Below are 25,708 nucleotides of genomic sequence, written 5' to 3' on the forward strand. Positions count from 1 at the left end.
TGTGATTATATTGAACGTGTTCAATATAACGGGGCATTGATGATAGCCAGAGAAGACAGACCGCCATTTTTCGCGTCGGCCGCGGTGCTGATCATCGCGGCATTGTTCGTGGCGTTCGTCGCCTGGGCCTCGTTTGCCGAAGTCGACGAGATCGCGCGCGGCGAAGGCAAGGTCATTCCGGCATCCAAAACCCAGATCGTGCAGGCGAGCGAGGCCGGCGTGGTCCAGGAAATCGCCGTCCAGGTCGGCCAGGTGGTCAAGAAGAACGACCTCATCGTCCGGCTCGACAACACCGTCAGCACTTCCAGCCTGGGTGAACAGCAGGCCAAGGCGCGCACGCTCGGCGCACGCATCGCCCGCCTCAAGCAGGAGCAGGAAGGCCGGATCGCCGAACCGCTGGCCTGCCCTGAAAACCTGATGCAGACGGCGCCCCAGATCTGCGAGAACGAACAGAAGCTCCTGGTGGCGCGCCGGCAGAATTTCGACACCAAGCTCAACGTGCTGAAATCGCGGCTCGACCAGCGCGAAAAGGAACTCAACGAAGCCAAGGTCAACGTAACCAGGCTGACGGAAAGCCTTGCGGTCAGCGACCGGGAGGCGGCGCTGGTCAGCTCCATGGTCAAGCGCAACCTGATGGCCAAGACTGAGCAGATCCGCGTCGACCGCGAGCAGACCGAAATGCGCGGCCAGCTCAATCTCGCCGACGAGACGATCAAGAGAACCGCGGCAGCGATCGTCGAAGCCAAGCTCCAGGTCGACGAATTCGGCCTGCAACTCCAGCAGGAGGCCCTGGACGAACTGACCCAGGCGCTGGCCGAGCTTTCGGTCGTCGACGAAACCATCCGCGGCGCCACCGACCGCGTTGCCCGCACCGATATCCGCTCGCCGGTCGATGGCATCGTCAACACGCTCGACGTCAATACGCTCGGCGCCTTCGTGCAGCCCGGTGCCGTGGTCGCAGGCATCGTGCCGACCTCCGAGACCCTGCTGGTGGAGGCCCGCGTCTCGCCGCGCGACGTCGCCTTCATCCGTCCCGACCAGAAGGCGCTGATCAAGGTCTCGGCCTATGATTTCTCGGTCTTCGGCGGCCTCGACGGCAAGGTGCAGACCATCACCGCGGACAGCCTGGTCGACCAGAATACCGGCGAACCCTATTACCAGGTTCGCGTCTCGACCGACCGCTCGGCGCTGGAAAGGGACGGCAAGTCCTATTCGATCATTCCCGGCATGATCAGCACGGTGGAGATCATCACTGGGCGGAAGACCATCCTGAGCTACCTGCTCAAGCCCATCAACAAGGCACGCGACGAGGCGCTTCGTGAACGATAGCGCCACCTCGCCCGAGAGCCACGGAATCCACGTCTTTTCGACCGACGATCTGACCACCGATTTTCGCGTCGTCGTCCGCCTAGGCACCCGGCGCGGCATCAGGCTCGAGCGACTGTTCTGGAACACGCTGCGGCAACTCGCCGAGCACAACCACCTGACCATCGGCGAGATGGTGGAGGTGATCGCGCAGGCCAATGGCGATACCGCAAACCTCGCCTCGGCGATCCGCGTGGCCTGCCTGCGCTGGATGTCCGACCAAGGTGCAGCGCTCGGCAAGCTGGCCTCGCTGCGCACGATCAATGCCATTCTCGGCGCCTGCCCGGCGCCGGCCTTCGCGCTTTCATCGACCAAGAAGATCCTGACGTTCAATCCCGCTTTCCAGCACCTGGTCAGGCGCCAGCTGCCCGTCGGGTTCGGCGAAGACGCGCATCGCGATCTCAGGCTGTCGCTCGATCTCAACGTCGCCGACATCTTCGCCAAGCTCGACGCCAATGACGGCGTGCCGATCGCCAGCGGATTTGTCATCAGCGCCGCCGAGCGGCGTTACCGCGGCCAGCTCAACATCGTCCGTGCGCCGATAAAGACGCCAGAACTGCTGCTTTGCTTCGTGGTCAACGGCTAGGCGGGCGACAAAAGCGCCCACCTGATGTCCGGTTAGTTCAAATTGTAATGACCTCGGCAACAATTTGTCAGCCGCGCCGCTATCGCTTTTGACAGAGTTTTATTTTAGCAACCCCTCATTAATCACCCTACGTCATTCTGAAATCCACACATCGGGGATATCTGCTGTGAAACGCTTCATTGCGCTGATCGCATTCTCGTCTTTGCTTGCCGGAATCCAGGCAGCCCAGGCCGGGACCACCATGGAAACCAAGGGCAAGGCCTTCGCGCCGCCCGCATTCGCCTCCTTCTGCGGCCGTGAACCCGGCCTGTGCAGCACATCGGGCGATAAGAAGGTCGTTGCGCTGCAAGCCGACCTGAAGTCGGAGCTCAAGCAGGTCAACCGCGCCGTCAACTCGCGCATCAAGGAACGCAATGACAGCGGCGACGACTGGCGCGTGCCGGTCGCCTATGGCGACTGCGAGGACTTTGCGATCCTGAAGAAGCGCGAATTGCTCAAGCGCGGCTGGCCGGCCTCGGCGCTGCTGCTCACCGTTGCGCGCTATCGCGGCGAGGGCCACACGGTCCTGACCGTGCGCACCAGCGAAGGCGATCTGATCCTCGACAATCTGACGAGTTCAATCCGCGACTGGTCGAGCACGCCCTACAGCTATTTCGCCCGCCAGGCACAAGGCAACGGCAGCCGCTGGGAGCGCATCGGCACGGCCAAGCCGATCCTGTCGACGGCGTTCGGCGGCTAGCTCTCCGAACGTCAGCCCTGACGTTCGAGCAGGATCGTCGGCTCGCCGTGATAGGTGGTCCGACCGATCTCGCGGTAGCCGTTCTTCTCGGCAACGCGCAGCGAAGCGCCATTGGCTGGATCGATGATGCAGACCGTCCGGCCGCCAAACCGGCGGTCGGCCCATGCCACGAAGGCGCCGACCGCTTCGCTGGCCATGCCCTTGCCGTGCATCTCGGCGACGAACCCCCAGCCTGCTTCCGGGATGCCTTCGATCGACGGCACGATGTCGCGCTTCAGGTCGTGGAAACCGCCCTCGCCGATGAAGCGGCCGGTAGCCTTTTCCTCTACCGCCCAGAAACCATAGCCGATCAGCGACCAAGAACCTGCATGACGCAGGAAGCGCTGCCAGCTTTCCTCGCGCGTGCGTGGCTTGGCGATGAAGCGCGTGACCACAGGATCGGCCCACATCGCGGCATAGGCCTCGAAATCATCAAGCTTGTGCGGCCGCAGGATCGTGCGTTCTGTCTCGATGACAGGAATGTCGGCAAGGGCAAAGGCGGTCATCGATCAGGCTCCGTGAAACAGGACGCGGGTCTATCACGGATGACGGATGAGGCAGCAGGCCAGAACGCGCCGATAGTGCCTGCCAGCTAGCCTTTCCAGGCCATCCGCATGTAGACGCCGCCGCGCTCAAGCTCTTCAAGCATCTGGTCGAGCCGCTTGCGTCGCGTCTCCGCGCGCTTGGCGCGCTCGATCCAGCCGAGATAATCGTTGCGCTGGTAGTCCGGCCGCGCCTCGTAGGCCGCAAGCACGCCGCGCGAAACGAGCTCGCTGCGGATCCAGTCCGGCATCGGGTTGATGTCGCGCCTCAGGGCCATCGGCGAAATCTGCGGGCTGTGCGCCCGACCGTCAACCGGGAGGGCATCGCTCTGCTGACAAGATAAAAGGCGGCTACTGAGCCGCAACCTCCGCTTCCGCGCCTTCGATCGGGTCGATGTCGTCGAGTGGCACCAGCGGGGCCGGCTCGCTCGTACTCTTTTCCGGTGACTTGCAAATGTCGGCGATGACGCAGCGCCAGCAATCGGGCTTGCGGGCCTTGCAGACGTAGCGCCCGTGCAGGATCAGCCAATGGTGGGCATGGCGCATGAATTCGTCGGGGATGATCTTGACCAGCAGCGCCTCGACCTGGTCCGGCGTCTTGCCGGGCGCCAGCCCGATGCGGTTGCCGATACGCAGGATATGGGTGTCGACCGCCATGGTGTGGTGGCCGAATGCCATGTTGAGCACCACGTTGGCGGTCTTGCGGCCGACGCCCGGCAGCTCGACGAGCAGGTCGCGGTCGTCGGGCACTTCGCCGCCATGGTCGCGGATCAAGGCTTCCGAGAGCGCAATCACGTTCTTGGCCTTGTTGCGCCACAGACCGATGGTGCGGATGTGCTGGCCGACCGTCTCCTCGCCCAGCGCAAGCATCTTGTGCGGCGTGTCGGCAATGGCGAAGAGCGCCCGCGTCGCCTTGTTGACGCCCGCATCGGTCGCCTGGGCCGACAGCACCACCGCCACAAGCAGGGTGAAGGCATTGACGTGCTCGAGTTCGCCTTTCGGTTCCGGTCGCTGGACCGCGAAACGGCGGAAGATCTCCCGGATTTCATCCGACGAGTAGAGCGACCGGCGGCGCGCCGTGCGCGGCTTGGGCTTGGCCTTCGAAGCCTGGCCAAGGCCTGCAGGTGCCGTCAGCGCAACATCTTTTGTCTTGGGGTTTTTCATGGCCTCTCTATAATTAACCGGCATGAGCGAGACAAACGCCACTTTCGCCGCCGACGAGCCCTTCTTCAAGGCGCTGCTTCTGCCGCACCGGTCGCTCGGGCGCACCGGCTTCATCATCCTGATGGGCGCATTGCTGTTCGGCTGGATCGTCACCGGCGTGGTGTTCCTCAGCAATGGCGCATGGCCGATATTCGGTTTCTTCGGCCTTGATGTCGTAGCCCTCTACGTCGCCTTCCGCCTCAACTACCGCGCCGCCCGCGCCCGCGAGGAAGTGAGCGTGTCGCGCACCAGCCTCGACATCCTCAAGACCGCGCCGTCCGGCAGGTCGGAGCGCTTCCATTTCAACCCGTTCTGGGCGCGGTTTGCCATATCCCGCCATGACGAGATCGGCATCACCGGCATGGCTGTCGAGTCGCGGGAGAAGAGCGTTTCGATCGGCAGTTTCCTCAATCCCGACGACCGCGAGAGCTTTGCCACCGCGTTTTCGCGCGCTTTGGCCACGGCACGGTCGCGGTGAGCAGGAATCGGGTGGGAATTCCCAATCCGGCAGCCGATATTGGCGTTCAAGGAGACATTGCCATGAACGCCCAGACGAGAATGAGCCCCATCGCCACGCTGCAACAGGACATCACGCCCGTCGGCGCCGAATACGAAACCGTACGACGGGTGATCGAAAAGATCAGCCTCGACTATCGCGACCAGCCTTCGCTCGAAGCATTGGCTGACGAAGTCGGCGAAACGCCGACCGGCCTGCAGAAGCTGTTCAGCCGCTGGGCCGGCCTGTCGCCGAAGGCCTTCCTGCAGGCGGTGACGCTCGACCATGCGCGCAAGCTGCTCGACGACGGCCTGCCGCTGCTCGAAACATCGTTCGAACTCGGCATGTCCGGTCCGGGACGCCTGCACGACCTCTTCGTCACCCACGAAGCGATGTCGCCGGGCGACTACAAGACGCGCGGCGCCGGGCTCACCATCCGCTACGGCTACCACATCTCGCCCTTCGGCGTGGCGCTCGTCATGGTCACCGACCGCGGCCTTGCCGGCCTGTCCTTCAACGACGCCGGCGAAGAACGCGAAGCCTTTGCCGACATGGCCGGCCGCTGGCCCAACGCCACCTATGTCGAGGACATGAGCGCCACGGCACCTTACGCGGCACGCGTCTTCGACCCGGCGCGCTGGCGGCAGGACCAGCCGTTGCGCGTGGTGATGATCGGCACCGATTTCCAGGTTCGCGTCTGGGAGGCCCTGCTCAAGATCCCGATGGGCCGGGCCTGCACCTACTCGTCGATCGCCTCCGAGATCGGCGCGCCGAAGGCCAGCCGGGCCGTGGGTGCCGCCGTCGGCGCCAACCCACTTTCCTTCGTGGTGCCCTGCCACCGTGCGCTCGGCAAATCAGGCGCGCTCACCGGCTATCACTGGGGCCTGACGCGCAAGCGCGCCATTCTCGGCTGGGAGGCCGGCCAGGTGACGCGCTAAGACGACGCGCCGTCTCGCCGTCCGGCAAATGACGAGACGGCATCTGGCAAGCGGGCCCGACACGGGTTAGTTTCCGGCCGAGTTTTCAGGAGACTGTCGTGATCACCGTTGTCGGATCCATCAACCTCGACCTCATCGCAACCGTAAGCCGTCTTCCCGGTCCCGGCGAGACAGTTCCCGGCGCCGATTTCAAGTCGGCGCCCGGCGGCAAGGGCGCCAACCAGGCGCTCGCGGCGGCGCGTGCGGGTGCTCAGGTGCGGATGGTCGGCGCGGTCGGCAAGGACGCCTTTGCCGGCGAAGCCACGGCCTATCTCAAGGCGGGCGGCGTCGATCTCGGCGGCGTCGCCGAAATCCAGGCCGCCACCGGCATCGCCCTGATCCTGGTTGGCGCCGACGGCGAGAACATGATCGCCGTGGTGCCCGGCGCCAACGGTTCGGTGGTGCAGGGCGATCTCAACAAGGCGCAGTTCAAGAAGGGCGATGTCGTGCTGCTGCAGCATGAGATCCCGCTGCCCACCGTGGATGCGGCGATCGATGCGGCGCGCAAGGCGGGCGCCATAACCATGCTCAACACCGCACCCTTCCGCGCGGAGGCCGCGAGTTTTGTCGGCAAGGCCGACTATGTCGTCGCCAACGAAACCGAATTCGACCTCTATGCCGAAGCGCTGACCCTGCCCGCCGGCGAACGGCCGCAGCGCATGGGCGAGTTCGCCCGCCGCACCGGCGCGACCGTCATCGTCACGCTCGGCGGCGACGGCGTGCTGGCAGCCAAGGGCGACGAACTTGTCCAGGTCGACGCGCTCAAGATCACGCCGGTCGACACCGTGGGCGCCGGCGACACTTTCTGCGGCTATCTTGCCGCCGGACTGTCGGCCGGGCTTGAGCTGGAAGAGGCGCTTCGCCGCGCCGCCGCGGCCGGCTCCCTCGCCTGCCTCAAGCCAGGCGCCCAGCCGGCGATCCCGCTTGCCGCAGAGGTGGACGCAGCACTGAAGGGTTGAGTTTCCCTCCGCTGGACACGCAGGATTTCCGCGTGCTTACTTGCGGGCGACAGCCGAAGGAACGGAAAAATGTCGCTCGAACTCTATGTCGCCTATGTCGTTGCATGTATCGTCATCGTGCTGATCCCGGGGCCGACCGTCACGCTGATCATCGCCTCGAGCATCAGGCACGGCACGCGCGCCGGGCTCGCCAACGTCGCCGGTACCCAGATCGGCGTGGCCATGATGATTGCCATCGTCGGCATCGGCCTCAACTCGATGATCGAGACGATGGGCCACTGGTTCGAATGGGTCAGGCTACTGGGAGCCGCCTACCTGATCTGGCTCGGCATCCAGATGTTCCGCTCCAGCGGCAAGCTGGAAGCGGACGGTATGCCCAGGCGGCCGCGCGGCGGCTTCTTCCTGCAGGGTTTCCTCGTTGCCATCTCCAACCCCAAGACGCTGATCTTCTTCGGCGCCTTCATCCCGCAGTTCATCGACCCGACCGCCAATTATGCCCAGCAGATCGTCATCATGGGCGTCACCGCCATGGTCTTCGCCGCGCTGTCGGATTCCACCTATGCAGTGGCCGCCGGGCGCGCCGGCAGGTTCCTTTCGGCCCGGCGCCTGAAGCTGATGACCCGCATCAGCGGCACGTTCCTTGTCGGCGGCGGCGTGTGGCTGGCGTTCTCGCGAGCCAAGTAAGGCAGAGGCACCGTCAGACATGAAAAGGGGCGGCTCGCGCCGCCCCTTTTCGCTTTGCCTGCCCGTGTCGGAGCGGGAAAACGGCTAGAGCCTGCCCAGACGCTCGACCAGCAGCGCGAAGAAGCCGTCATGGTCGATGTCGCGCATGACGATGGCGTTCTTCGGCCGCTTGGTGACGCCCCACCAGTCGACGACGGTCATGCCCATGGTCAGTTCCGAGGCGGTCTCGACGGTGACGTTGCAGTGGCGGCCCTGGAACAGCTCAGGCTTGATAAGGTAAGCGATGACGCACGGATCGTGCAGCGGACCGCCGTCGGTGCCATATTTGCCTTCGTCGTAGCGCTCGAAGAATTCAAGCATCTGTGCGGTGGCAAGGCCGACCTTGGTTCCGAGCTTGCGGAAAGAGTCGATGCGCTTGGTCGTGGTCAGCGCCTTGTGGGTGACGTCGAGCGGCATCACGACGATCGGAACGCCCGAGCGGAACACCACGTCGGCGGCGTGCGGGTCGACATAAATGTTGAACTCGGCCGAAGGCGTGACGTTGCCGCCTTCGAAGAAACCACCGCCCATCAGCACGATTTCCTTGATGCGCGGCGCAATCCTGGGTTCGCGGATCATGGCGAGGGCGATGTTGGTCAGCGGGCCGAGCGGGCACAGCGTGATGGTGCCGGCTTCCTCGCGCATCAGCGTCTCGACCAGGTAGTCGACGGCGTGCTGCTCCTGCAGCTTCATGGTGGGTTCGGGCAGGTCGGGGCCGTTGAGGCCGGTCTTGCCATGAACTTCCTCGGCGGTGACGAGTTCGCGGATCAGCGGGCGGATGGCGCCGGAATAGACCTTGACGTCGGGGCGGCCGGCCAGTTCGCAGATCTTGCGGGCATTCTTTTCGGTCAGCTTCAGCGGCACGTTGCCGGCAACAGCGGTGATTCCCAGGATATCGAGTTCGGGGCTTCCGAGCGCCAGCAATATGGCGACGGCATCGTCCTGACCGGGGTCGGTGTCGATGATAATCTTGCGCGGTACGGGCATTTTCTTTCCTTGTTGGGCAGGTTTTTGCAGTCTTGAAGTTGCCGACGGGGCGGACCATATCAACAACTGTCGGAAAAATGCCATCCGGGTTTTTCCGCATTATGTCGCTCTCGGAGGACAAGCTGTAACATGAGCCGTATGACGCCCTTCTCGAGCCCGCTGCTTCTGGGCTTCGACACGATGGAAAAGACGCTGGAGCGCCTTGCCAAGTCGGGCGACAGCTATCCGCCCTACAACATCGAACGCATCCGGGATGCCGACGAACGGGGCGAGAGGCTGCGGATCACGCTGGCGGTGGCGGGTTTTGCCGAAAACGACCTGGAAGTCACCGTCGAGGAGAACCAACTCATCGTGCGTGGCCGACAGGGTGACGAAAAGGAGCGCGAGTTCCTGCATCGGGGCATTGCCTCGCGGCAGTTCCAACGCTGCTTCGTGCTGGCCGACGGGATGCGGGTTATCGCCGCCGACCTGAAGAACGGTTTGCTGTCGGTCGACCTCGACCGACCGGAAGCTGAACGCCTGGTACGAAAAATAAACATATCGGTAGCAGAATAAACACTGCCGAAGCTCTTATGCGGGATGGCCATCATGGCATCCAGGCTAGAAGGAGGCTGAAAATGCCCAATACTGACCAGAGACACACCATGACCACGGGGGAACTCGCCCATCTCGGCGAAGGCTCCGTCGCTTATCTCCGGAAGGTTTCCAGCGACGACCTGCGCGGCCGTTTCCCAGGCCTGACGCAGATCGATCCCGGCCTTGAGCTGTGGGCGCTGTTTGCCGCCAATGGCGAGCCGATCCTGCTGTCCGATGCCCGTGACCGCGCCCTTGCCGGCGCCATGGAAAACGATCTGACGACCGTCGCCATCCACTAACCTTGCAGGGGTTGTCGGCCCGGCAGGCCGATGTGACAGGCGAAACGGAAAAGGGCCGCAAGACGCGGCCCTTCCAAGCTTTTTCCAACAATCGAAATCAGGCGGCGTGCGACGCAGGCGTTTCCGACAGCAGCGCGTGTATGGCCGACGAATCGCGGGTGCCGCGAATCTTGGCAACCGTGTCGGCATCTCGCAGCACGCGCGCGATGCGCGACAGTGCCTTGAGATGATCGGCACCGGCGCCTTCAGGAGCCAGAAGCAGGAAGACGAGATCGACCGGCTGGTCGTCCAGCGCCTCGAAATCGACCGGCGTTTCCAGGCGCGCGAAGACGCCGGTAATGCGCTTCACCCCTGCGAGCTTTCCATGCGGGATGGCGATGCCATTGCCAACACCGGTCGAGCCAAGACGCTCGCGCTGTAGGATGGTGTCGAACACCTCCCGCTCGGGGATGCCGGAAATCGCTGCGGCCCTTTCGGCGAGAAGTTGCAAAAGCTGCTTCTTCGAGTTCGCCTTCAAGGCCGGCATGATCGCCGGTACCTCGATCAGATCACTCAGATCCATGCTGAAATTCCCTTGCTGTGCTCACCGCCGCATTACCCCAAATCCCCACATGCGGTCGGCGGCGACTATCCCTGAGCGACCTTTGCGGTCGAGGGATCTATCCAGCCGATGTTTCCATCAGACCGGCGGTAGACGATGTTGAGTTGCTCGTTGCCGGCATTGCGGAAGACCACAACGGGGCTGTCCTTGGTGTCGAGCTCGATGACCGCAGAAGCCACCGACATGGTCTTCAGTACCATCGTCGATTCGGCGACGATGGCGGGTGCGAAATCCTCGGGCACGTCTTCGTCGTCATCGACGAGGGCTGCCACCACCGAGTAGGCAATGTCGGTCAACTCGCCGTTGCCTGCACCCATATTGTGTGACTTGAGCCGGCGCTTGTAGCGCCTCAAGCGGGTTTCGAGCTTGTCGGCCGCCGCGTCGAACGCGGCAGTCGGTTCCTGGGCGTCTCCGGTCGCTTGCAACGACATGCCCGAATCGAGCCGCACCACGCAATCGGCGGTGTAGCGCGAGCCGGCCTTCACGACGTTGACGTGTCCGGAAAATCCACGATCGAAATATTTGCCGATCGCTTCGCCGATACGTCCTTCGATGCGCGCACGAAACGCATCGCCGACATCCATGTGCTTTCCTGAAATACGCAGGCTCATCTGAAAACTGACCTTTTCTGTTCAGACTTCAAACTGGTCCGAGTTTATACCCGTGGCCGATGCAAACAAGCGTTGCCTCGCTTGCCACACCGAATTTAAGTCCGAACCTGTCGGCTGATCTTGGGCCACCACCCGGCAGCCGCTGGCTCGTGTCGCAAGCCATCCTGTGCCGCATCTTTCCTTGGCGGGCTTAGCCCTCTTCATGCGGGCGGGCTTCTAGACACTTCATTAGGGATTGTCAATCAAGGGCCCGGATCGGCCCAAATACACCGCTTTTCGGCTAGTTCGCGGTACCTGCTATAGCGCGCTTTTCGCGCCGGCGCTGCACCGACGAGGCGATGTTCATGCCCTCACGATATTTTGCGACGGTGCGGCGAGCGATGTCGACGCCACTTTTCTTCAAGATATCCACAATGGCATCGTCCGAAAGCACGTCAGCGGCCTGCTCCTCCTCGATCATCTGTCGAATCCGGTCCCTGACTGCCTCTGAAGAGTGGGCGTCGCCGCCCTCGGCAGAGGCGATCGAGGCGGTGAAGAAGTAGCGCAGTTCGAAGACGCCGCGCGTCGTCAGCATGTATTTGTTGGCCGTGACGCGGCTGACCGTCGATTCATGCATGCCGATGGCGTCGGCGACCGTGCGCAGGTTGAGAGGCCTGAGATGGCGCACGCCATGGACGAGGAAGGCGTCCTGCTGGCGGACGATCTCGGCGGCGACCTTGAGGATGGTCTTGGCGCGCTGGTCGAGGCTGCGCGTCAGCCAGTTGGCATTCTGCAGGCACTCGGAGAGGAAGTTGCGCTCGCCTTGGTCCTTGGTGCGGCCCGTCACCTCGGCGAAATAGACCTGGTCGACCAGGACGCGTGGCAAGGTCTCGGGGTTGAGTTCTACGGCCCAGCTGCCGTCGGCGGCCTGGCGCACCTCGACGTCGGGCACGATGGTGTCGGCAGCACCTCCGACAAAGCCGCCGCCCGGCCTGGGGTCGAGGGCACGGATCTCGGCCAGCATGGCGAGCAGATCCTCCTCGTCGACGCCGCAGATGCGCTTGAGGCTCTGGAAATCGCGCTTGGCCAGCAGTTCGAGATTGTCGACCAATGCCGCCATCGCCGGATCGAGGCGATCGCGGCGCCCAAGCTGGATGCGCAGGCACTCGGCAAGGTTGCGCGCAAACAGGCCAGCCGGATCGAAGCCCTGGCAGCTGGCAAGTACCCTCAGCACAAATGCCTCGTCGACGCCGAACCGGCCGGCGATCTCGACAGGCTCGCCACGGAAGTAGCCCGCCTCGTCGAGCCAGTCGGTCAGTTCGGAAGCGACCAGCCGCTCCGCCGGATCGACAAAGGCGAATGAAATCTGCTCGCCGACATGATCGCGCAGGGTAACGGCTGCAGCGGCCATATCCTCCATGTCGAAGCCTTCGGACGCGCCGCCCGAGCCGGTGCCAGAGGAGGCCGACTTCCACTGCATGGCAAGGTCCGGGCCCATTCGCTCGACGGCACCGGGATCGTCGGGAAACAGGTTCTCGAGCGAAGTGTCGAGCTTTTCGGAGATGGCCTCGGAACTCCAGCCGGCCTCGCCTTCGAACCAGTCGTCGCTCGGCGCAGCGTTGGCCTCGCCTTGCGTTTCAATCTTGGGAAACTGGTCGCCGGGCGCGTCTTCGGGCGCTTCGGCGCGTTCCAACAGCGGATTGCGCTCGATCTCGTCGTCGATGAAACGCTCAAGCTCGGTGTGGGTGAACTGCAGCAGCCGGATCGACTGCATCAGCTGGGGCGTCATCACCAGGGACTGCGACTGCCGTAGCTGTAGTTTTGCCGACAGCGCCATTATCTGAGGTAACCGATCCCGACCCAGGACGGCCGAAAACCGGCACGCCTACCGGCGAGATAGAACTGGCCCAGCTTTTGCATGTCAAGCAGATTGGGGCTTCGCCGACGCTATTTGCGGCGCAGGACACCCTCGGCATGCCAAGCAGACACGCAATGGCAACAAACCGCTGCCCGGTTCGCGCGTAGGCTGTGCAATCGCCAGCTAGAGGGTAAAACCCTCGCCGAGATAGAGGCGGCGGACGTCGGGATTGGCGACGACCTCATCAGCGCGGCCGTGGGTCAGCACCTCGCCGGCATGGATGATGTAGGCGCGGTCGATGAGGCCGAGCGTCTCGCGGACGTTGTGGTCGGTGATCAGGACGCCGATTCCGCGCTTGGTCAGGTGGCGGACGAGCTGCTGGATGTCGGCGACGGCGATCGGGTCGATGCCGGCAAAGGGCTCGTCGAGCAGCATGTAGTTAGGCCGGCTGGCGAGAGCCCGCGCAATCTCGAGCCGCCGCCGCTCGCCGCCCGAAAGGGCGATCGCCGGGGCCTTGCGCAGGTGGCTGATGTGGAATTCCTCGAGCAGCGCATCGAGCGACTTCTCGCGCTCCTTGCGGCTCTTCTCGACCACTTCGAGAATGGCTCGGATGTTGTTTTCGACCGAAAGGCCCCGGAAGATCGAGGCTTCCTGCGGCAGGTAGCCGATGCCGAGGCGCGCACGGCGATACATCGGCATCTGCGTGACGTCGAAACCGTCGATCTCGATCGTGCCCTGGTCGACCGGCACGAGGCCGGTCACCATGTAGAAGCAGGTCGTCTTGCCGGCGCCGTTAGGGCCGAGCAGGCCGACGGCTTCGCCGGCACGCACGCCCAGCGTCACGCCCGACACCACCTGCCTGCCCTTGTAGCTCTTGGTCAGGCCCTTGGCGATTAGGGTGCCCTTGAACTTGCCGTTCCTGGCACTGCCCATCGTCGCGGGCGCGGCGAGTTCCTGCGCCGAGCCAGGCTTCAGACGCGACAACAGCGGGGATGCCTCCGTCATTATTTCTTCTGCGAACCCGGCGTGATCGACATCATGACGCGGCCGTTGCCCTTGGTGCCCTTGTTGCAGCCGTCGACCTGGGCGAGACCGGTCTTCATCTGGACGGTGAGCTTGCAGCCGACGAGCACGTTGTCGCCTTCGGACAGGACGACTTCCTTGCCCGACATCACCAGCACCTCGGTCTTCATGTCGAAGGTGCCGCGATCGCCGGTGGCAACCTGCTTGTCGGACTTCACATAGACCTTGTCATCGACTTCGAGCCGATCGATGTTGGCCGAACCGGTGGCCGCCGAGCCGCCATCCTTGGCGTAGTAGACGGTCATCTTGCCCGACTTCATGACAGTCGGGCCCTGGGTGACGCTGACATTGCCGGTGAAGATCGCAAGATTCTCCGATTCGCGAACCTCAAGCTTGTCGCTCTCGATCTGGATCGGCTGGTCGCCCGACAGCTTGAGGCCCGAAAGCCTGCTCTGGCTGTCCTGGGCGTAAGCACCCGTCACGCCAAGCGCTACCCCTGCGCATGCTAGAGCGGCCAATGACCGCCAAGACCTAATTTGCCGCACTCCCGCCTCCGCTGCCATTCTGTGCCGCCTTCATTCGCGCCGGATCGATGTCCATGCGCACACGCTTCTCGAAGACGACCACCTTGCCGTTCTCAAGCATCGACATCGAATCGGACGTGATCTTCGAACCGTCAAGGGTTATTTCGACCGGTTCGTCGGTCTTCATCGCACCGCTGCCCATGTCGAGATACGCCGATTTGAGCTTGGCGACCATGCCGTCGCTGGTCGTTACGGTTACTTGTTCGGTCAGGTTGAGCGTATTGCCTACGCGGTCGTAGACGCCGCGTGCCGCATCGACCTCGGCGACGTTGTCTGCGGAGAGCGGCAGATTGGCGTCGATGCCATGCAATTCGACGACGCCCTGGTTGGCCGGATCCTGAACCGCGCGCTCGGCTGTCATCGAATAGGGCAGATTGTCCCGGGTGAAACCGCTGAGCTGGGGCTTGGCCATCACCAGCTTGCCCTCCGAGAAGGCGGCCCCTTCGGCCTTGACCTGGAGGGAGGGCGGTGCGGCAAGATAGGAATAGCCGCCGAACAGGAAGGCAAGCGCCACCGCGGCTGCCGGCAAGGCGCGCTTGAGGACGCGGACCCGGCGCGAATGGCGCGCGGCAAGATCAAAGGCATCGGCGCGCGACGTCGCAAGCGCGATCGCGGTGTCCACCGCAACGCCGCTTCCGCCGCCGCTCGTCTCGATTGGTCGCGCCAACGCAAATGTCCTTCTTCGAACTATCCAGGCCGCCTTCAGGCCGGCACGGTGAAACGGATGAAAGCCACAAAAATATGACCATAAGGTCAAAGAGTTGCGGCCGGACGCGCAATAGACGCGCATCCGGCTGCCAGAATGCAAACCCGAATATGGCTATTTACCTTACAAATCCAAGGTCCCGCAACGGCAGCTGCGTCAGGAAAGCGGTGGCTCTCGCCAAACCGTTGCGATAAAAGCGCAGGCTTGCACAGCATGCGAGGCCCGCAATGTCCATGAAAGCTGACGATCTGATCGACCGACGCCGATTGCGGCGCAAGCTCACTTTCTGGCGTATCGCAGCCTTCCTCATCGCCGGACTGGCCATTGTCGGCCTGTCGACATGGCTCGCCGGCGAGAGAATTCCCGGTGTGGCCAGCGATCATATCGCCAAGGTCAAGATCGAAGGCACCATCACCGAGGACGAGGACCTGCTCGACCGGCTCGACCAGGTGCGCAAGTCCAGTTCGGTCAAGGGCGTGATCCTGTCGATCGATTCGCCCGGAGGCACCACCGCCGGCGGCGAGGCGATCTTCGATGCCGTTCGCAAGCTGGCCGCCGAAAAGCCTGTCGTCGCCCAGGTCGGTACGCTGGCAGCATCCGCCGGCTACATGATCGCCTCGGCTTCCGACCACATCGTCGCGCGAAAGTCGTCGATCGTCGGCTCGATCGGCGTGCTCGTACAGTTTCCCGACCTGACCGGCCTCATGGACAAGCTCGGCATCAAGCTGGAAGAAGTGAAGTCGTCGCCGCTGAAGGCCGAGCCCTCGCCCTTCAACCCGACGACCGAGGAAGAACGCGCGATGATGCGCAACATGATCCTCGACAGCTACGACTGGTTCGTCGGCATCGTCGCCGAGCGCCGTTCAATGTCGAAGGCGGAAGCCACCGCGCTCGCCGACGGTTCGGTATTCACCGGACGCCAGGCGCTTGCCAAGAAGCTGATCGACGAGGTCGGCGGCGAAGACCAGGCCATCGCATGGCTCGGCACCAAGGGTGTCGACGCCAAGCTGTCGGTGGTCGAATGGAAGCCGGCAGGCAGCGGCAGCATGTTCCTGCCGCGCGCACTGGCGCAGGCGCTGGGCCGCACGCTCGGCGTCGGCGACTTCTCCGCCGAACTGCTCAGGGAAATGGGCGCGGAACGCTTGTTCCTTGACGGTATGCTGTCGCTCTGGCAGGCTGAAAAAGCCGTGTCAGGCGACTGAAAAACAAGCAAAATCATCATAATTTCGACGGGGACCGCGCTCATGATCAAGTCTGAACTGGTGCAAATCATTGCGACACGCAATCCGCATCTTTTCCTGCGGGATGTCGAGAACATCGTCAGCGCCATCTTCGACGAAATCACCGATGCGCTGGCCGACGGCAACCGTGTCGAACTGCGCGGCTTCGGCGCATTCTCGGTCAAGAACCGTCCGGCCCGCACCGGCCGCAACCCGCGCACCGGCGAATCCGTCGAGGTCGAGGAAAAGTGGGTGCCGTTCTTCAAGACCGGCAAGGAGCTGCGCGAGCGGCTGAACTCCGCGAAATAGGCCGGCGTGCGGCCGCCCCGGGGGCTCAAACGGGAAGATTCATGTTCAATCGCTTCATGCTCATCGTGGTGTTCGTGCCGGTGGCGATCGTGCTCATAGCACTCGCCGTGGCCAACCGCGCCCCTACCGCCTTCACGCTCGATCCGTTCAACCCGGGCAACCCGGCGCTGACGGTGCAGGCACCGCTGTTCGTGCTGCTGTTCCTGGCGTTGGCGCTCGGCGTCATCCTCGGCGGCGCGGTGACCTGGTTCAAGCAGGGCCGCTACCGCAAGGTGGCGCGCCAGCGCGGTCTCGAAGCCGAAAGCCTGCGCCAGGCAGCGGCCCAGCGGCCTCCGGTTGCTCAAGGCCCGGCCCTGCCGCGCCCCAACTGATCCGCTCCGGCGCGTGAGCGCCTTTTCAAGGAGAATTCCATGCTGCACTTTTCGGCCGGCGACATCGACCGGGCGCTGACCTTTCCCGGATTGGTCGAGACATTGCGCACCGCCTTCCGCGAGGGCGCGGTGCAGCCGGTGCGCCACCATCACACCGTCGAGCGTGCCCAAGGCACCGATTCGACGCTGCTGCTGATGCCCGCCTGGACCGACTTCAAGGCACCGGATGCTGCCGCCGAGGGCCATATCGGCGTCAAGATCGTCACCGTCTCGCCCGACAACAACGACATCGCCAAGCCCGCCGTAGTCGGGCTCTACCTGCTGCTCGACGGGGTCACCGGCGAACCGCAGGCGCTGATGGATGGTCCGCGCCTGACGCAATGGCGCACGGCCTGCGCCTCCGCGCTGGCAGCAAGCTACCTAGCGCGCGAGGATGCCTCGAAGCTGCTGGTGATCGGCGCCGGCGCGCAGTGCCAGTTCCTTGCCCGCGCCCATGCCGCGGTGCGGCCGATCAAGGAGATCCGCGTCTGGAACCGGACACTTGCCAACGCCGAGAAGCTTGCCGCCTCGCTGCGCGGCGACGGTTTTGAGGCGAAAGCCGTATCGGATCTCGACGCCGAACTCGGATGGGCCGACATCATCACCGCCGGCACGATCTCGACGGTGCCGTTGGTGAAGGGCGCCAAGCTCAAGCCGGGAGCGCATGTCGACCTCGTCGGCGGCTTCACGCCGGGCATGCGCGAGGCCGACGACGACGCAATCGCCAAGGCCCGTGTCTATGTCGACACCCGCGCCGGCGCCACCAAGGAAGCCGGCGACATCGTCCAGCCGATTGCCGCGGGCGTGCTCAAGGCCGACGACATCGTCGCCGACCTGCACGAACTCGCCCGCGACCAGAAGCCGGCCCGCCAGTCGGCGGACGAGATCACCTTGTTCAAGTCGGTGGGCGCCGCACTCGAGGACCTCGCCGCCGGCATCGCCGTCTATAAGGCGCTTAAGGCATAGCCCCGCGAACCCTGGCGATCACATAGCTGGCTTTCTGCTGCAGAACGCGCAGCTACGGCCCTGCCGGAAATCGTCCTGTCCGGGCGCGCGACCTCCCGTCAGGTTGCGGCGTGCGGTGCCCTGTGTCAAAAGCGGCCAACCGTCCGGAGAGATTTTTCCTTGAAGCACCCGCGTGACAAACGCCGCGACAGCCGCCCGCAGCCCTCCCGCAAGGGCAGTGCCGCACCCGCGCAGGCGCGCGACCGCGTCGAACGGCCGGAACGCAAGCCGGAGCAGCAGCGCCCGGCTCCAAGACAGGACCATCAGCCGGAGCCGAAGGCGGAACCGCGCAAGCTGGTGCGCCGCGAAGGCGCCTTGCCGGCCGAACGCCTGCCGCTGATCCTCGAAGTCGCGCCCAACGACGATTATGCCCTGCTCGACAGCGGCGACGGCGAGAAGCTCGAACAATACGGCCCCTATCGCATCGTCCGGCCCGAGGGCCAGGCGATCTGGCAGCGTGCGCTGCCGGCCAAGGAATGGGAGCGCGCCGACGCCGTCTTCACCGGCGACACCGACGAAGAAGGGCTCGGCCGCTGGCGTTTCCCGAAGGCACCGCTCGGCGAGACCTGGCCGATGCGCCATGACGGACTGCACTATCAGGGCCGCTTCACCTCGTTCCGCCATGTCGGCGTGTTTCCCGAGCAGGCGAGGCACTGGGACCACATGGCGCGGTTGATCGAGGACGCCAAACGCCCGGTCAAGGTGCTCAACCTGTTCGGCTACACCGGTGTGGCCTCGCTGGTCGCGGCACGCGCCGGCGCCGAGGTCACCCATGTCGACGCCTCCAAGAAGGCCATCGGCTGGGCCCGCGAGAACCAGGAGATGGCAGGCCTCGCCAACAAGCCGATCCGCTGGATCTGCGAGGACGCGATGAAATTCGTCGAGCGCGAGGAGCGCCGCGGCAGCCGCTACGACATCATCCTGTTCGATCCGCCGGCCTATGGCCGCGGCCCCAAGGGCGAGGTGTGGCAACTGTTCGAGAGCTTGCCCGCCATGACCGACATCTGCCGCTCGATCCTGACGCCGAAGCCGCTGGCAGTGGTGCTGACGGCCTATTCGATCCGCGCCTCGTTCTTCGCCATCCATGCCCTGATGCGCGACACCTTCGCCGGCATGGGCGGCACCATCGAATCAGGCGAACTGGTCATCCGCGAGAAGTCGGCCGGCCGAGCCCTGTCCACATCGCTTTTCTCGCGCTGGGTAGCCCAATGAGCGAACACCGCACCGGGGCGCCCGGCCGCGTCAAGGAAGTGACGAGCCTGGCCAATCCGCTGGTCAAGGACATCAAGGCCCTGGCGCTCAAGAAATTCCGCGACCAGCAGAACGCCTTCATGGCCGAAGGCCTGAAGCTGGTCATCGACGCGCTCGATCTCGGCTGGACGATCAAGACGCTGATCTTCGCCAAGTCGGCGCTGGGCAACCAGGCCGTCGAGAAAGTCGCGGCGCGCACCGTCGCCTTGGGCGGCGACGTGCTCGAGGTCTCCGAAAAGGTGCTTACGGCGATCACCCGGCGCGACAATCCGCAGGCGGTGGTCGGCGTGTTCACGCAGCGCTTCGTGCCGCTCAAGGACATTCGCCCGCACAGCAATGACGTCTGGGTGGCTCTGGACCGGGTCCGCGACCCGGGAAATCTCGGCACCGTCATCCGCACCGTCGATGCCGTCGGCGCCAAGGGCGTGATCCTGGTCGGCGAAACCACCGACCCGTTCTCGCTCGAAACCGTGCGCGCGACGATGGGGTCGATCTTTGCCGTGCCGGTCGCCAAGACCACCCCCGAGGGCTTCCTCGCCTGGCGCAAGGATTTCCCCGGTACCGTCGCCGGCACACACCTCAAGGGCGCGGTCGACTATCGTTCCGTCGATTTCGGCAACCGCCCGGTGCTCCTGATGATGGGCAACGAGCAGCAGGGCCTGCCCGACAATCTGGCCAATGGCTGCGACAAGCTGCTGCGCATCCCGCAAGCGGGCCGCGCCGATTCGCTCAACCTGGCGGTGGCCACCGGCGTCATGCTGTTCGAGATCCGGCGCAACGCCCTGAAGCTTTAGGAGCCCCATGTGAAGCCAGCCGCATTCTATGGGCTCGTGACGATACTCGCCGTCGCACTCGACCAGTGGATCAAGCTGCTCGTCGAGACAATGCTCGTCATGCACGAGAAAGTGGACGTGCTGCCGTTCCTGGCGCTCTACCGCACCTACAATCCGGGCATCGCCTTTTCGATGTTCTCAAACGTCGGCGATACCGGCCTCATCGTGCTGACCGGCATCGTCATCGCCTTCGTGAGCTACCTGGCCATCCGCACGACCCCGGCGCAGATCATTTCCCGCTTCGGTTTCGCGCTGATCGTCGGCGGGGCACTGGGCAATCTGATCGACCGCACCGTCTACGGCCACGTCATCGACTACATCCTGTTCCACACGCCGGTGTGGTCGTTCGCCATCTTCAATCTTGCCGACGTTTTCATTTCGGTCGGCGCAGCACTGGTCGTGCTCGACGAGTTCCTGGCGTGGCGGCGCAGCCGCCACCAGGCGGCCCCATCCGACGATTAATTCTGCCGTCGCACCGCCAATCCGGACCGAATCCGGGCCGGATCAAGTTGTCTTACGTTCAGTTATCTCTACGTGAAGTTAGACGGAATTTTCCCACAGACTTCATTTAGCGGTTAAGAATTTTTTGACGAAGGTCGCAATCGGGTCCAAGCTCTGCCACAATCGGTGATCATGGTGCGTTCGGCGGACGGGCCGAAAGGCACCGCCTAAACTGTCTTGCGGCCACGTGGCGAAGATTTGCGGGTCGAAACGACAGGTGGGGACGCTCGATATTGCGAGCGCTTGGGGCCTGAGTGGAGAGTTGCTTGTGAAAATGCCCTTCGGGTTGGGCGCAGCGAATCAGCCGCGCTCCGCTATGATGTTCACAAAGACCGAGACCGCCTCGTGGCGCGAGAACGCGCCTAACCGTGGCCTGGTCTGCGGCGTCCTGGCCATGACCGCGCTGATGAGCGTCACCGCCGTCTCTGCATTGTTCATCCTCCCGCATATGGGCCAGCAGTCCGTCGACGCGGTGCAGGAGATCCAGCAGGCCGCTGCCGAGCCGGCAAAAGAAAAGATTACAACCATTACAGCCGAACCAACCGGCCGCAAGGAGCGGGTTGCCACCTCGCGCAGTTCGATCCTGGTTTCGGAAGCGTCCGCGTCGGAAGCGTCCGACATGCCGCTGGCGGCCGATCCGCGCTGGGCGCAGGTCGTGGCCGCAGGCGCGACCCAGCCGCTCGAGGCGATGCCGGCAATCCCCGGCGCCGAAAAGGTGATCGCAAGGGATCTCAGCGAAACCGCACCACTCGCGCTGGCCGAAACCCACGCCGAGACCGATCCCGGCGAGACCTCAGCCGTCAAGGCGCTCCAGGCCGAGATAAAGACTACCGAGGGCACGCGCGGCGGCACGGTCAAACGCTCGGTGAACATGCGCGCCAAGCCCCAGAAAGGTGGCGCGGTCCTGGGCGTCATACCCGCCAAGACCGCCGTCGAAGTGGTCTCGTGCACGCAATGGTGCGAAATCGTTTTCAACGGCAAGCGCGGCTACGTCTACAAGAGCTACGTCCAGTAGTTCTCACGGTCACAGCCAAAAAGCGCGCGACCGCTAAAATTCGAACTATCCGCCCAAATCTTCCCTAAGCTCTCCGCGCTAGCATTCCGCCATGATGACGGATTCCGAGACCGCGGAAGGAACGACGACGCAAGGTGCCGCCGATATCGGCGCCGGCGCCGCGATATCGCACCGTCGCATCATCTCGCCGCCACCGCTGGCGCCGGAACTGCTGAAGGAGCCGCCGCGCGGCCTCTACTTCACCACCCTGGTCGCCGTGCTCGTCCTTGCCGGCCTTTCCCACCTGACTGGTGCGCCAGCGTTCATCAGCATCGGCCTGCTTGCGGCCGGCCTCAGCGGTCTGGTGCTGCTCGCCCGTAGTCTGGGCGAGCGTGAACGTGCCGCGGAAGCGATCAGCGAAAACGCCTCGCGCAGCCGCGCCGAGATCGAAACGCTCGCCGACCGCATGTGGGAGTTGCAGGAAAGCGAGGAGCGTTTCCGCGGTCTCATCGACGCGCTCGGCGACCTGGTCGTGCACCGCGACCGCGACGGCCGCATCGTCTACGCCAACAAGGTGTTCGCCGAGCTTATCGGGCAGGACCAGCGCGACCTCGCCGGCCGCACCCTGTCTGAAATCGGCGTCGATGTCGGCGTGGTGCCGGATGCCGCCTTCTCGGAGGGGGAGTGCCTGAGCTCCACCGATGTCGGCATCCGCTCGGCGGGCATGGTGCGCTGGTTCTCGTGGATAGAGCTGTCGGTGCGCGACAAGACCAGCAACGCCGTGTCGCACCGGGCCATCGCCCGCGACATCACCGCCCGCAAGCGCGCCGAAACGGCGCTGATCAGCGCACGCGAGCGCGCCGAATATGCGAGCCAGGCCAAGTCACGCTTCCTCGCCACCGTCAGCCACGAAATCCGTACGCCGATGAACGGAATCATGGGCATGGCGAAGCTGCTCCACGACACCGAGCTTTCGCCCGAGCAGCGCACCTATGTCGGCGCAATCTCGACATCGGCAAGCGCCCTGCTCGCGCTGATCGAGGACCTGCTCGACTATTCCAAGATCGAGGCCGGCCGGTTCGACCCAGAGCCGCAGCCGATGTCGCCGCGCGAGATCGCCGACAACGTGGTCGAACTGCTGGCCGCGCGCGCCTACGGCAAGGGCATCGGCCTTGGCTGCCACGTCGCACCCGACGTGCCGCAGATGATCACCGCCGATCCCGGCCGCGTGCGCCAGGTGCTGCTCAACCTGATCGGCAACGCCATCAAGTTCACCGACGCCGGGGGCGTGCGCCTCACGGTCGAGCGGACCGGCGACGAACACCCCGGCAGGATCCGCTTCACTGTCACCGACACCGGTGCCGGCCTGCGCGCCGAGGACATGGAGCGCATCTTCGAGGAGTTCGAGCAGGGCGACGGCACCTCCACCCGCTCGCATGGCGGCGCCGGCCTCGGTCTTGCCATCTCCAAGCGGCTGGTCATGTCGATGGGCGGCACTATCGCCGCCAGGAGCATGCCCGGCGAAGGCTCGGAGTTCTTCTTCGACCTGCCCGCCTATGGCGCCACCGACGGAACGCCGGCCAAGACCGATGTCCTGGCCGGCCGCTGCACCGTGATCCTGTCCAGGAACGCCACCGAGGCCGAAGCGATCGCCGACACCATCCGCGCCCATGGCGGTCGCGCCAATGTCGTCGTCACCCCGGAGCAGGCAGCCGCCATTTCCGACGGCTGCAATGCGATCCTCGTCGATGCGGCGATGGAAGAAAACGACGGCCGGGTGCTCAGGCAATTGCGCGAGAACGGCTTCGCGGCGAGCGAGGCCGTGACGCTGATTGCGCCTACCGACCGCGGCCTGCTGGGCGAATTGCGCGCCAGCGGCTACTCGACCTTCCTTGCCAGGCCGGTGCGCGCCGAGACCTTGCTCCGTGTGCTCTTGGCGAACCAAAATGGACTGCAGCCGCAGCCGACCAGCCGCCGCGCCGCGGCAAAGCCGGCCGCGAGCCGCCACCTGCAGGGGCTTTCGGTGCTGATCGCCGAAGATAACGAGATCAATGCCATGCTGGCCCGTGCGGCATTGTTGAAGGCGGGTCACCGGGTCGACGTCGTCAGCAACGGCAAGGCCGCCGTCGAAGCCGTGACGGGGGCCGCCCGCAAGCGCCGCTATGACGTCGTGCTGATGGACATGCACATGCCGGTGATGGACGGGCTGGACGCGATTTCGGCCATCCGCAGGCATGAAGAACAGCATGGCCTTGCCGCGGTGCCGATCCTCGTCCTGTCGGCCGACAGCCAGGAAAAGACCCGCCATGCCGTGCTTGCCCATGGCGCCAGTGGCTTTGTCACCAAGCCACTCGACCCCGACGTACTGATCAACCTTGTCGAGCAACGGGCGGCAGCCTGAACTACAACTGCCTGATTTTCCTAGCCGGCTAGGCTCTCTTGCCGCCCGACCAAGTCTTGCCCGGGCGGGTCGATCACGATACTGTCACAATCCTGTAGCACCGACACCGTATCCCCGCGCCAGGAGGGATGGCTCGAAGGAGAATCACCCGTGCATACAGCCTTGCCGGACAGTGACACTCAGAAAGCCAATGGCGCCAAGGTGACCGTGCCTTCCAAACCTCTGTTGCCTGAAGCGCCGCTCGGACGGATCGGAACACTGGAGGTTCGCCTCGCCCGCAACGAATCAGAGATCGCGGCGGCCCAGGAAGTGCGCTATCGCGTGTTCTTCGACGAACTCGGTGCAAGGAAGCAGGCGCTGCACTCGATCGACCGACGCGATGCCGACCGGTTCGACGACATTTGCGACCATCTTCTCGTCTTCGACACCTCGATCAACGGCCCCGAGCATCGTCGTATCGTCGGTACCTATCGCCTGTTGCGCCAGGAGCGCGCTACCGAAGCCGGCGGCTTCTACTCCGACGACGAATTCGAGCTCAATAAGCTGATCGCCCGCCATCCCGGCCAGCGCTTCCTGGAACTCGGCCGCTCCTGCGTGCTGCCGGAATACCGCTCGAAGCGGACCATCGAGGCGTTGTGGCAGGGCATCTGGGCCTATCTCAACCGCTACGACATCGACGTCATGACCGGCTGCGCCTCGTTCCACGGCACGGTGCCGGCGGCACATGCCGAGGCGCTGACCTATCTCGCCCATCACTGCCGCACCAGCGCCGACTGGGATGTGCGCGCGGTGGCCGGGCGCTATTGCCAGATGGACCTGATGCCGATCGAGGCGGTCAATGCCAAGGCGGCGATCTCGGCCATGCCGCCGCTGGTCAAGGGCTATCTGCGCGTCGGTGCCAAGATCGGCGACGGCTGCGTCATCGACCATGATTTCGGTACCGTCGACGTCTTTGTCGTCATGCCGGTCAAGGAAATCGGCACCCGCTACATCAATTACTATGGCGGGGAAACGCAGCGCTTCGCCGCTTAGCATCATGGCCGACAACCTCCAGCCCGCCTTCGACAAGCTGCGCGCAGCGGCCGAGGGGCTGGCGGAGGTGGTTGAGGGCACGTCCTACGGCACACCGTCTCTTCACGTCCGCAAGAAATTCCTCTGCCGCGTCAAGGATGCCGACACGGTCGCGGTGATGTGTGCGCTGGAAGAGAAGGAGATGCTGATGGAGGCCGATCCGCATCTCTATTTCGAGACCGCCCACTACAAGGGCTGGCCGGCAATGCTGGTGCGCATCCACGACATCCCGCTCGACCAGCTCAAGACACGCCTCGAACGCGCCTGGCTGATGCAGGCTCCCAAAAGCCTGGTCAAGGCGCGGCAAGCGATAGGCTGAGCGGCCGGGGAGACGGAGGAAGAATCATGACTTACACCCGGCGGACCGACACCGGCTCGAGGATCATCAAGGCTCCGCCAGCGGCCATCTATCGTGCGCTGGTGGACCCGGAGGCCGTGGCAAGCTGGCGCCCGCCAAAGGGCATGCGGGCCGAAATCCTGGCCTTCGAACCACGCGAAGGCGGCGCCTTTCGCATGACTTTCATCTACGAGGACGGTGGGGGACACGGGAAAACCACCGACAGCGCCGACGTCTTCGAGGGCCGTTTCGTCGAGCTGGTGCCCAACAGGCACGTCGTCGAGGTCATCGCGTTCGAATCGGATGACCCGGCCTTCGCAGGGACCATGCGGATCGTGACCACGCTGGAGCCTGTCGAAGGAGGCACCAATGTCACTGTCCGGTGCGAGGACGTGCCGCCTGGAATCGGCGAGGACGACCATCGCGAGGGCATCGCCTCTTCGCTCGAAAACCTCGCCGCTTTCACCGAAACGTAGGACGGGAACCCGGCTGGCGAACTGTGGCATGGTCCATGATCGGCGCG

31 protein-coding genes are annotated in these 25,708 nt (G+C 64.3%); 21 read left to right on the top strand and 10 right to left on the bottom strand.

Features of this window, described 5'->3' with window-relative positions:
- The first annotated feature begins 39 nt into the window (after nucleotides 1-39).
- The 3 genes from O1Y97_RS01015 to O1Y97_RS01025 all read left to right on the top strand — a co-directional run bounded on the left by O1Y97_RS01015 (nucleotide 40) and on the right by O1Y97_RS01025 (nucleotide 2,690).
- Nucleotides 40-1,329, top strand: a complete 1,290-nt coding sequence (locus O1Y97_RS01015; protein ID WP_108605547.1) for an HlyD family type I secretion periplasmic adaptor subunit — start codon at nucleotides 40-42, stop codon at nucleotides 1,327-1,329.
- Nucleotides 1,319-1,951: a ribbon-helix-helix domain-containing protein gene (locus tag O1Y97_RS01020; protein ID WP_108605548.1), complete on the top strand. Its 633-nt coding sequence runs from the start codon at nucleotides 1,319-1,321 to the stop codon at nucleotides 1,949-1,951. The genes O1Y97_RS01015 and O1Y97_RS01020 overlap by 11 nt, the downstream gene beginning before the upstream one ends.
- A gap of 142 nt (nucleotides 1,952-2,093) precedes the next feature.
- Nucleotides 2,094-2,690 carry a transglutaminase-like cysteine peptidase gene (locus tag O1Y97_RS01025; protein WP_404801296.1) on the top strand — a complete coding sequence of 199 codons (597 nt, stop codon included), beginning with the start codon at nucleotides 2,094-2,096 and terminating at the stop codon, nucleotides 2,688-2,690.
- Between the two features lie 11 nt (nucleotides 2,691-2,701).
- On the opposite strand, the gene O1Y97_RS01030 is transcribed toward O1Y97_RS01025, so the two are convergent.
- From O1Y97_RS01030 to nth, 3 genes are all read right to left on the bottom strand, one after another.
- Nucleotides 2,702-3,235, bottom strand: a complete 534-nt coding sequence (locus tag O1Y97_RS01030) for a GNAT family N-acetyltransferase (RefSeq protein WP_183262979.1) — start codon at nucleotides 3,233-3,235, stop codon at nucleotides 2,702-2,704.
- An 86-nt stretch (nucleotides 3,236-3,321) separates the two neighbouring features.
- On the bottom strand, nucleotides 3,322-3,549 hold the full coding sequence (locus O1Y97_RS01035; protein ID WP_183262980.1) for a YdeI/OmpD-associated family protein: 228 nt from the start codon (nucleotides 3,547-3,549) through the stop codon (nucleotides 3,322-3,324).
- Between the two features lie 73 nt (nucleotides 3,550-3,622).
- Nucleotides 3,623-4,435: an endonuclease III gene (nth, locus tag O1Y97_RS01040; RefSeq protein WP_318762792.1), complete on the bottom strand. Its 813-nt coding sequence runs from the start codon at nucleotides 4,433-4,435 to the stop codon at nucleotides 3,623-3,625.
- A 22-nt stretch (nucleotides 4,436-4,457) separates the two neighbouring features.
- Here nth and O1Y97_RS01045 point away from each other — a divergent pair, with 22 nt between their 5' ends.
- The 4 genes from O1Y97_RS01045 to O1Y97_RS01060 all read left to right on the top strand — a co-directional run bounded on the left by O1Y97_RS01045 (nucleotide 4,458) and on the right by O1Y97_RS01060 (nucleotide 7,590).
- Nucleotides 4,458-4,952, top strand: coding sequence for a DUF2244 domain-containing protein (locus tag O1Y97_RS01045; RefSeq protein ID WP_183262982.1), 495 nt, complete (start codon nucleotides 4,458-4,460; stop codon nucleotides 4,950-4,952).
- 62 nt (nucleotides 4,953-5,014) lie between these two features.
- A complete protein-coding gene (locus O1Y97_RS01050; protein ID WP_183262983.1) occupies nucleotides 5,015-5,908 on the top strand; it encodes a methylated-DNA--[protein]-cysteine S-methyltransferase in 894 nt (297 codons plus the stop codon).
- A gap of 98 nt (nucleotides 5,909-6,006) precedes the next feature.
- On the top strand, nucleotides 6,007-6,906 hold the full coding sequence (locus O1Y97_RS01055) for a ribokinase (protein ID WP_318762793.1): 900 nt from the start codon (nucleotides 6,007-6,009) through the stop codon (nucleotides 6,904-6,906).
- A gap of 69 nt (nucleotides 6,907-6,975) precedes the next feature.
- Nucleotides 6,976-7,590 (top strand): LysE family translocator, encoded by a 615-nt coding sequence (locus tag O1Y97_RS01060; RefSeq protein WP_108605556.1) that lies wholly within the window; start codon nucleotides 6,976-6,978, stop codon nucleotides 7,588-7,590.
- 84 nt (nucleotides 7,591-7,674) lie between these two features.
- On the opposite strand, the gene O1Y97_RS01065 is transcribed toward O1Y97_RS01060, so the two are convergent.
- Nucleotides 7,675-8,616: a nucleoside hydrolase gene (locus O1Y97_RS01065; protein WP_318762794.1), complete on the bottom strand. Its 942-nt coding sequence runs from the start codon at nucleotides 8,614-8,616 to the stop codon at nucleotides 7,675-7,677.
- A 129-nt stretch (nucleotides 8,617-8,745) separates the two neighbouring features.
- Between O1Y97_RS01065 and O1Y97_RS01070 the strand changes: the two genes are divergently transcribed.
- Nucleotides 8,746-9,171, top strand: coding sequence for an Hsp20 family protein (locus O1Y97_RS01070; RefSeq protein WP_108605558.1), 426 nt, complete (start codon nucleotides 8,746-8,748; stop codon nucleotides 9,169-9,171).
- 62 nt (nucleotides 9,172-9,233) lie between these two features.
- The gene (locus tag O1Y97_RS01075; RefSeq protein ID WP_183262986.1) at nucleotides 9,234-9,491 is read left to right on the top strand and encodes a BQ00720 family protein; all 258 of its coding nucleotides are present in this window, start codon (nucleotides 9,234-9,236) and stop codon (nucleotides 9,489-9,491) included.
- Nucleotides 9,492-9,588: 97 nt separating this feature from the next.
- On the opposite strand, the gene ptsN is transcribed toward O1Y97_RS01075, so the two are convergent.
- The 6 genes from ptsN to lptC form a co-directional block, all read right to left on the bottom strand.
- Nucleotides 9,589-10,053 (bottom strand): PTS IIA-like nitrogen regulatory protein PtsN, encoded by a 465-nt coding sequence (ptsN, locus tag O1Y97_RS01080; RefSeq protein WP_108605560.1) that lies wholly within the window; start codon nucleotides 10,051-10,053, stop codon nucleotides 9,589-9,591.
- 65 nt (nucleotides 10,054-10,118) lie between these two features.
- The gene (gene hpf, locus O1Y97_RS01085; RefSeq protein ID WP_108605561.1) at nucleotides 10,119-10,703 is read right to left on the bottom strand and encodes a ribosome hibernation-promoting factor, HPF/YfiA family; all 585 of its coding nucleotides are present in this window, start codon (nucleotides 10,701-10,703) and stop codon (nucleotides 10,119-10,121) included.
- A 280-nt stretch (nucleotides 10,704-10,983) separates the two neighbouring features.
- Nucleotides 10,984-12,519, bottom strand: a complete 1,536-nt coding sequence (gene rpoN, locus O1Y97_RS01090; protein WP_318762795.1) for an RNA polymerase factor sigma-54 — start codon at nucleotides 12,517-12,519, stop codon at nucleotides 10,984-10,986.
- A gap of 204 nt (nucleotides 12,520-12,723) precedes the next feature.
- On the bottom strand, nucleotides 12,724-13,545 hold the full coding sequence (gene lptB / locus O1Y97_RS01095) for an LPS export ABC transporter ATP-binding protein (RefSeq protein WP_108605563.1): 822 nt from the start codon (nucleotides 13,543-13,545) through the stop codon (nucleotides 12,724-12,726).
- Nucleotides 13,545-14,126 (bottom strand): LptA/OstA family protein, encoded by a 582-nt coding sequence (locus O1Y97_RS01100; RefSeq protein WP_183262988.1) that lies wholly within the window; start codon nucleotides 14,124-14,126, stop codon nucleotides 13,545-13,547. The genes lptB and O1Y97_RS01100 overlap by 1 nt, the downstream gene beginning before the upstream one ends.
- Nucleotides 14,095-14,814, bottom strand: a complete 720-nt coding sequence (gene lptC, locus O1Y97_RS01105; RefSeq protein ID WP_318762796.1) for an LPS export ABC transporter periplasmic protein LptC — start codon at nucleotides 14,812-14,814, stop codon at nucleotides 14,095-14,097. Before lptC ends, O1Y97_RS01100 begins: the two co-directional genes overlap by 32 nt.
- 266 nt (nucleotides 14,815-15,080) lie before the next feature.
- Here lptC and sppA point away from each other — a divergent pair, with 266 nt between their 5' ends.
- The 12 genes from sppA (at nucleotide 15,081) to O1Y97_RS01165 (ending at nucleotide 25,661) form a co-directional block, all read left to right on the top strand.
- Nucleotides 15,081-16,055, top strand: a complete 975-nt coding sequence (gene sppA / locus O1Y97_RS01110) for a signal peptide peptidase SppA (RefSeq protein WP_318762797.1) — start codon at nucleotides 15,081-15,083, stop codon at nucleotides 16,053-16,055.
- Between the two features lie 42 nt (nucleotides 16,056-16,097).
- Nucleotides 16,098-16,382 carry an integration host factor subunit beta gene (locus O1Y97_RS01115; protein WP_055981346.1) on the top strand — a complete coding sequence of 95 codons (285 nt, stop codon included), beginning with the start codon at nucleotides 16,098-16,100 and terminating at the stop codon, nucleotides 16,380-16,382.
- A gap of 41 nt (nucleotides 16,383-16,423) precedes the next feature.
- Nucleotides 16,424-16,753, top strand: coding sequence for a lipopolysaccharide assembly protein LapA domain-containing protein (locus O1Y97_RS01120; protein WP_108605567.1), 330 nt, complete (start codon nucleotides 16,424-16,426; stop codon nucleotides 16,751-16,753).
- 39 nt (nucleotides 16,754-16,792) lie between these two features.
- Nucleotides 16,793-17,758 carry a bifunctional Delta(1)-pyrroline-2-carboxylate/Delta(1)-piperideine-2-carboxylate reductase gene (gene lhpI / locus O1Y97_RS01125; protein WP_318762798.1) on the top strand — a complete coding sequence of 322 codons (966 nt, stop codon included), beginning with the start codon at nucleotides 16,793-16,795 and terminating at the stop codon, nucleotides 17,756-17,758.
- A gap of 159 nt (nucleotides 17,759-17,917) precedes the next feature.
- Nucleotides 17,918-19,009, top strand: a complete 1,092-nt coding sequence (locus tag O1Y97_RS01130; protein WP_318762799.1) for a class I SAM-dependent rRNA methyltransferase — start codon at nucleotides 17,918-17,920, stop codon at nucleotides 19,007-19,009.
- Nucleotides 19,006-19,842, top strand: coding sequence for a TrmH family RNA methyltransferase (locus O1Y97_RS01135; RefSeq protein ID WP_108605570.1), 837 nt, complete (start codon nucleotides 19,006-19,008; stop codon nucleotides 19,840-19,842). The genes O1Y97_RS01130 and O1Y97_RS01135 overlap by 4 nt, the downstream gene beginning before the upstream one ends.
- Nucleotides 19,843-19,851: 9 nt before the next feature.
- Nucleotides 19,852-20,343: a signal peptidase II gene (gene lspA / locus O1Y97_RS01140; RefSeq protein ID WP_318762800.1), complete on the top strand. Its 492-nt coding sequence runs from the start codon at nucleotides 19,852-19,854 to the stop codon at nucleotides 20,341-20,343.
- Between the two features lie 355 nt (nucleotides 20,344-20,698).
- Nucleotides 20,699-21,397, top strand: coding sequence for an SH3 domain-containing protein (locus O1Y97_RS01145; RefSeq protein WP_159091513.1), 699 nt, complete (start codon nucleotides 20,699-20,701; stop codon nucleotides 21,395-21,397).
- A gap of 91 nt (nucleotides 21,398-21,488) precedes the next feature.
- Nucleotides 21,489-23,777 carry a PAS domain-containing hybrid sensor histidine kinase/response regulator gene (locus tag O1Y97_RS01150; protein ID WP_318762801.1) on the top strand — a complete coding sequence of 763 codons (2,289 nt, stop codon included), beginning with the start codon at nucleotides 21,489-21,491 and terminating at the stop codon, nucleotides 23,775-23,777.
- A 150-nt stretch (nucleotides 23,778-23,927) separates the two neighbouring features.
- Nucleotides 23,928-24,809, top strand: a complete 882-nt coding sequence (locus tag O1Y97_RS01155; protein ID WP_108605574.1) for a GNAT family N-acetyltransferase — start codon at nucleotides 23,928-23,930, stop codon at nucleotides 24,807-24,809.
- Nucleotides 24,810-24,813: 4 nt separating this feature from the next.
- On the top strand, nucleotides 24,814-25,167 hold the full coding sequence (locus tag O1Y97_RS01160; protein WP_108609558.1) for an MmcQ/YjbR family DNA-binding protein: 354 nt from the start codon (nucleotides 24,814-24,816) through the stop codon (nucleotides 25,165-25,167).
- Nucleotides 25,168-25,193: 26 nt separating this feature from the next.
- Complete coding sequence (locus tag O1Y97_RS01165) at nucleotides 25,194-25,661, top strand: SRPBCC family protein (RefSeq protein ID WP_108605575.1); 468 nt, start codon at nucleotides 25,194-25,196, stop codon at nucleotides 25,659-25,661.
- The last annotated feature ends 47 nt before the right edge of the window (nucleotides 25,662-25,708 follow it).

The sequence above is a fragment of the Aminobacter niigataensis genome (genome assembly GCF_946995915.1).
Classification (GTDB): Bacteria; Pseudomonadota; Alphaproteobacteria; order Rhizobiales; family Rhizobiaceae; genus Aminobacter; species Aminobacter niigataensis.

What these genes read in the sequence shown, in the direction of transcription:
- O1Y97_RS01015 (WP_108605547.1), top strand. Translation starts at nt 40, where the DNA reads ATGATAGCCAGAGAAGACAGACCGCCATTTTTCGCGTCGGCCGCGGTG.
- O1Y97_RS01030 (WP_183262979.1), bottom strand. Translation starts at nt 3,235, where the DNA reads ATGACCGCCTTTGCCCTTGCCGACATTCCTGTCATCGAGACAGAACGC.
- O1Y97_RS01035 (WP_183262980.1), bottom strand. Translation starts at nt 3,549, where the DNA reads ATGGCCCTGAGGCGCGACATCAACCCGATGCCGGACTGGATCCGCAGC.
- nth (WP_318762792.1), bottom strand. Translation starts at nt 4,435, where the DNA reads ATGAAAAACCCCAAGACAAAAGATGTTGCGCTGACGGCACCTGCAGGC.
- O1Y97_RS01045 (WP_183262982.1), top strand. Translation starts at nt 4,458, where the DNA reads ATGAGCGAGACAAACGCCACTTTCGCCGCCGACGAGCCCTTCTTCAAG.
- O1Y97_RS01050 (WP_183262983.1), top strand. Translation starts at nt 5,015, where the DNA reads ATGAACGCCCAGACGAGAATGAGCCCCATCGCCACGCTGCAACAGGAC.
- O1Y97_RS01060 (WP_108605556.1), top strand. Translation starts at nt 6,976, where the DNA reads ATGTCGCTCGAACTCTATGTCGCCTATGTCGTTGCATGTATCGTCATC.
- O1Y97_RS01065 (WP_318762794.1), bottom strand. Translation starts at nt 8,616, where the DNA reads ATGCCCGTACCGCGCAAGATTATCATCGACACCGACCCCGGTCAGGAC.
- O1Y97_RS01070 (WP_108605558.1), top strand. Translation starts at nt 8,746, where the DNA reads ATGAGCCGTATGACGCCCTTCTCGAGCCCGCTGCTTCTGGGCTTCGAC.
- O1Y97_RS01075 (WP_183262986.1), top strand. Translation starts at nt 9,234, where the DNA reads ATGCCCAATACTGACCAGAGACACACCATGACCACGGGGGAACTCGCC.
- ptsN (WP_108605560.1), bottom strand. Translation starts at nt 10,053, where the DNA reads ATGGATCTGAGTGATCTGATCGAGGTACCGGCGATCATGCCGGCCTTG.
- hpf (WP_108605561.1), bottom strand. Translation starts at nt 10,703, where the DNA reads ATGAGCCTGCGTATTTCAGGAAAGCACATGGATGTCGGCGATGCGTTT.
- rpoN (WP_318762795.1), bottom strand. Translation starts at nt 12,519, where the DNA reads ATGGCGCTGTCGGCAAAACTACAGCTACGGCAGTCGCAGTCCCTGGTG.
- lptB (WP_108605563.1), bottom strand. Translation starts at nt 13,545, where the DNA reads ATGACGGAGGCATCCCCGCTGTTGTCGCGTCTGAAGCCTGGCTCGGCG.
- O1Y97_RS01100 (WP_183262988.1), bottom strand. Translation starts at nt 14,126, where the DNA reads ATGGCAGCGGAGGCGGGAGTGCGGCAAATTAGGTCTTGGCGGTCATTG.
- sppA (WP_318762797.1), top strand. Translation starts at nt 15,081, where the DNA reads ATGTCCATGAAAGCTGACGATCTGATCGACCGACGCCGATTGCGGCGC.
- O1Y97_RS01115 (WP_055981346.1), top strand. Translation starts at nt 16,098, where the DNA reads ATGATCAAGTCTGAACTGGTGCAAATCATTGCGACACGCAATCCGCAT.
- O1Y97_RS01120 (WP_108605567.1), top strand. Translation starts at nt 16,424, where the DNA reads ATGTTCAATCGCTTCATGCTCATCGTGGTGTTCGTGCCGGTGGCGATC.
- lhpI (WP_318762798.1), top strand. Translation starts at nt 16,793, where the DNA reads ATGCTGCACTTTTCGGCCGGCGACATCGACCGGGCGCTGACCTTTCCC.
- O1Y97_RS01135 (WP_108605570.1), top strand. Translation starts at nt 19,006, where the DNA reads ATGAGCGAACACCGCACCGGGGCGCCCGGCCGCGTCAAGGAAGTGACG.
- O1Y97_RS01145 (WP_159091513.1), top strand. Translation starts at nt 20,699, where the DNA reads ATGATGTTCACAAAGACCGAGACCGCCTCGTGGCGCGAGAACGCGCCT.
- O1Y97_RS01150 (WP_318762801.1), top strand. Translation starts at nt 21,489, where the DNA reads ATGATGACGGATTCCGAGACCGCGGAAGGAACGACGACGCAAGGTGCC.
- O1Y97_RS01160 (WP_108609558.1), top strand. Translation starts at nt 24,814, where the DNA reads ATGGCCGACAACCTCCAGCCCGCCTTCGACAAGCTGCGCGCAGCGGCC.
- O1Y97_RS01165 (WP_108605575.1), top strand. Translation starts at nt 25,194, where the DNA reads ATGACTTACACCCGGCGGACCGACACCGGCTCGAGGATCATCAAGGCT.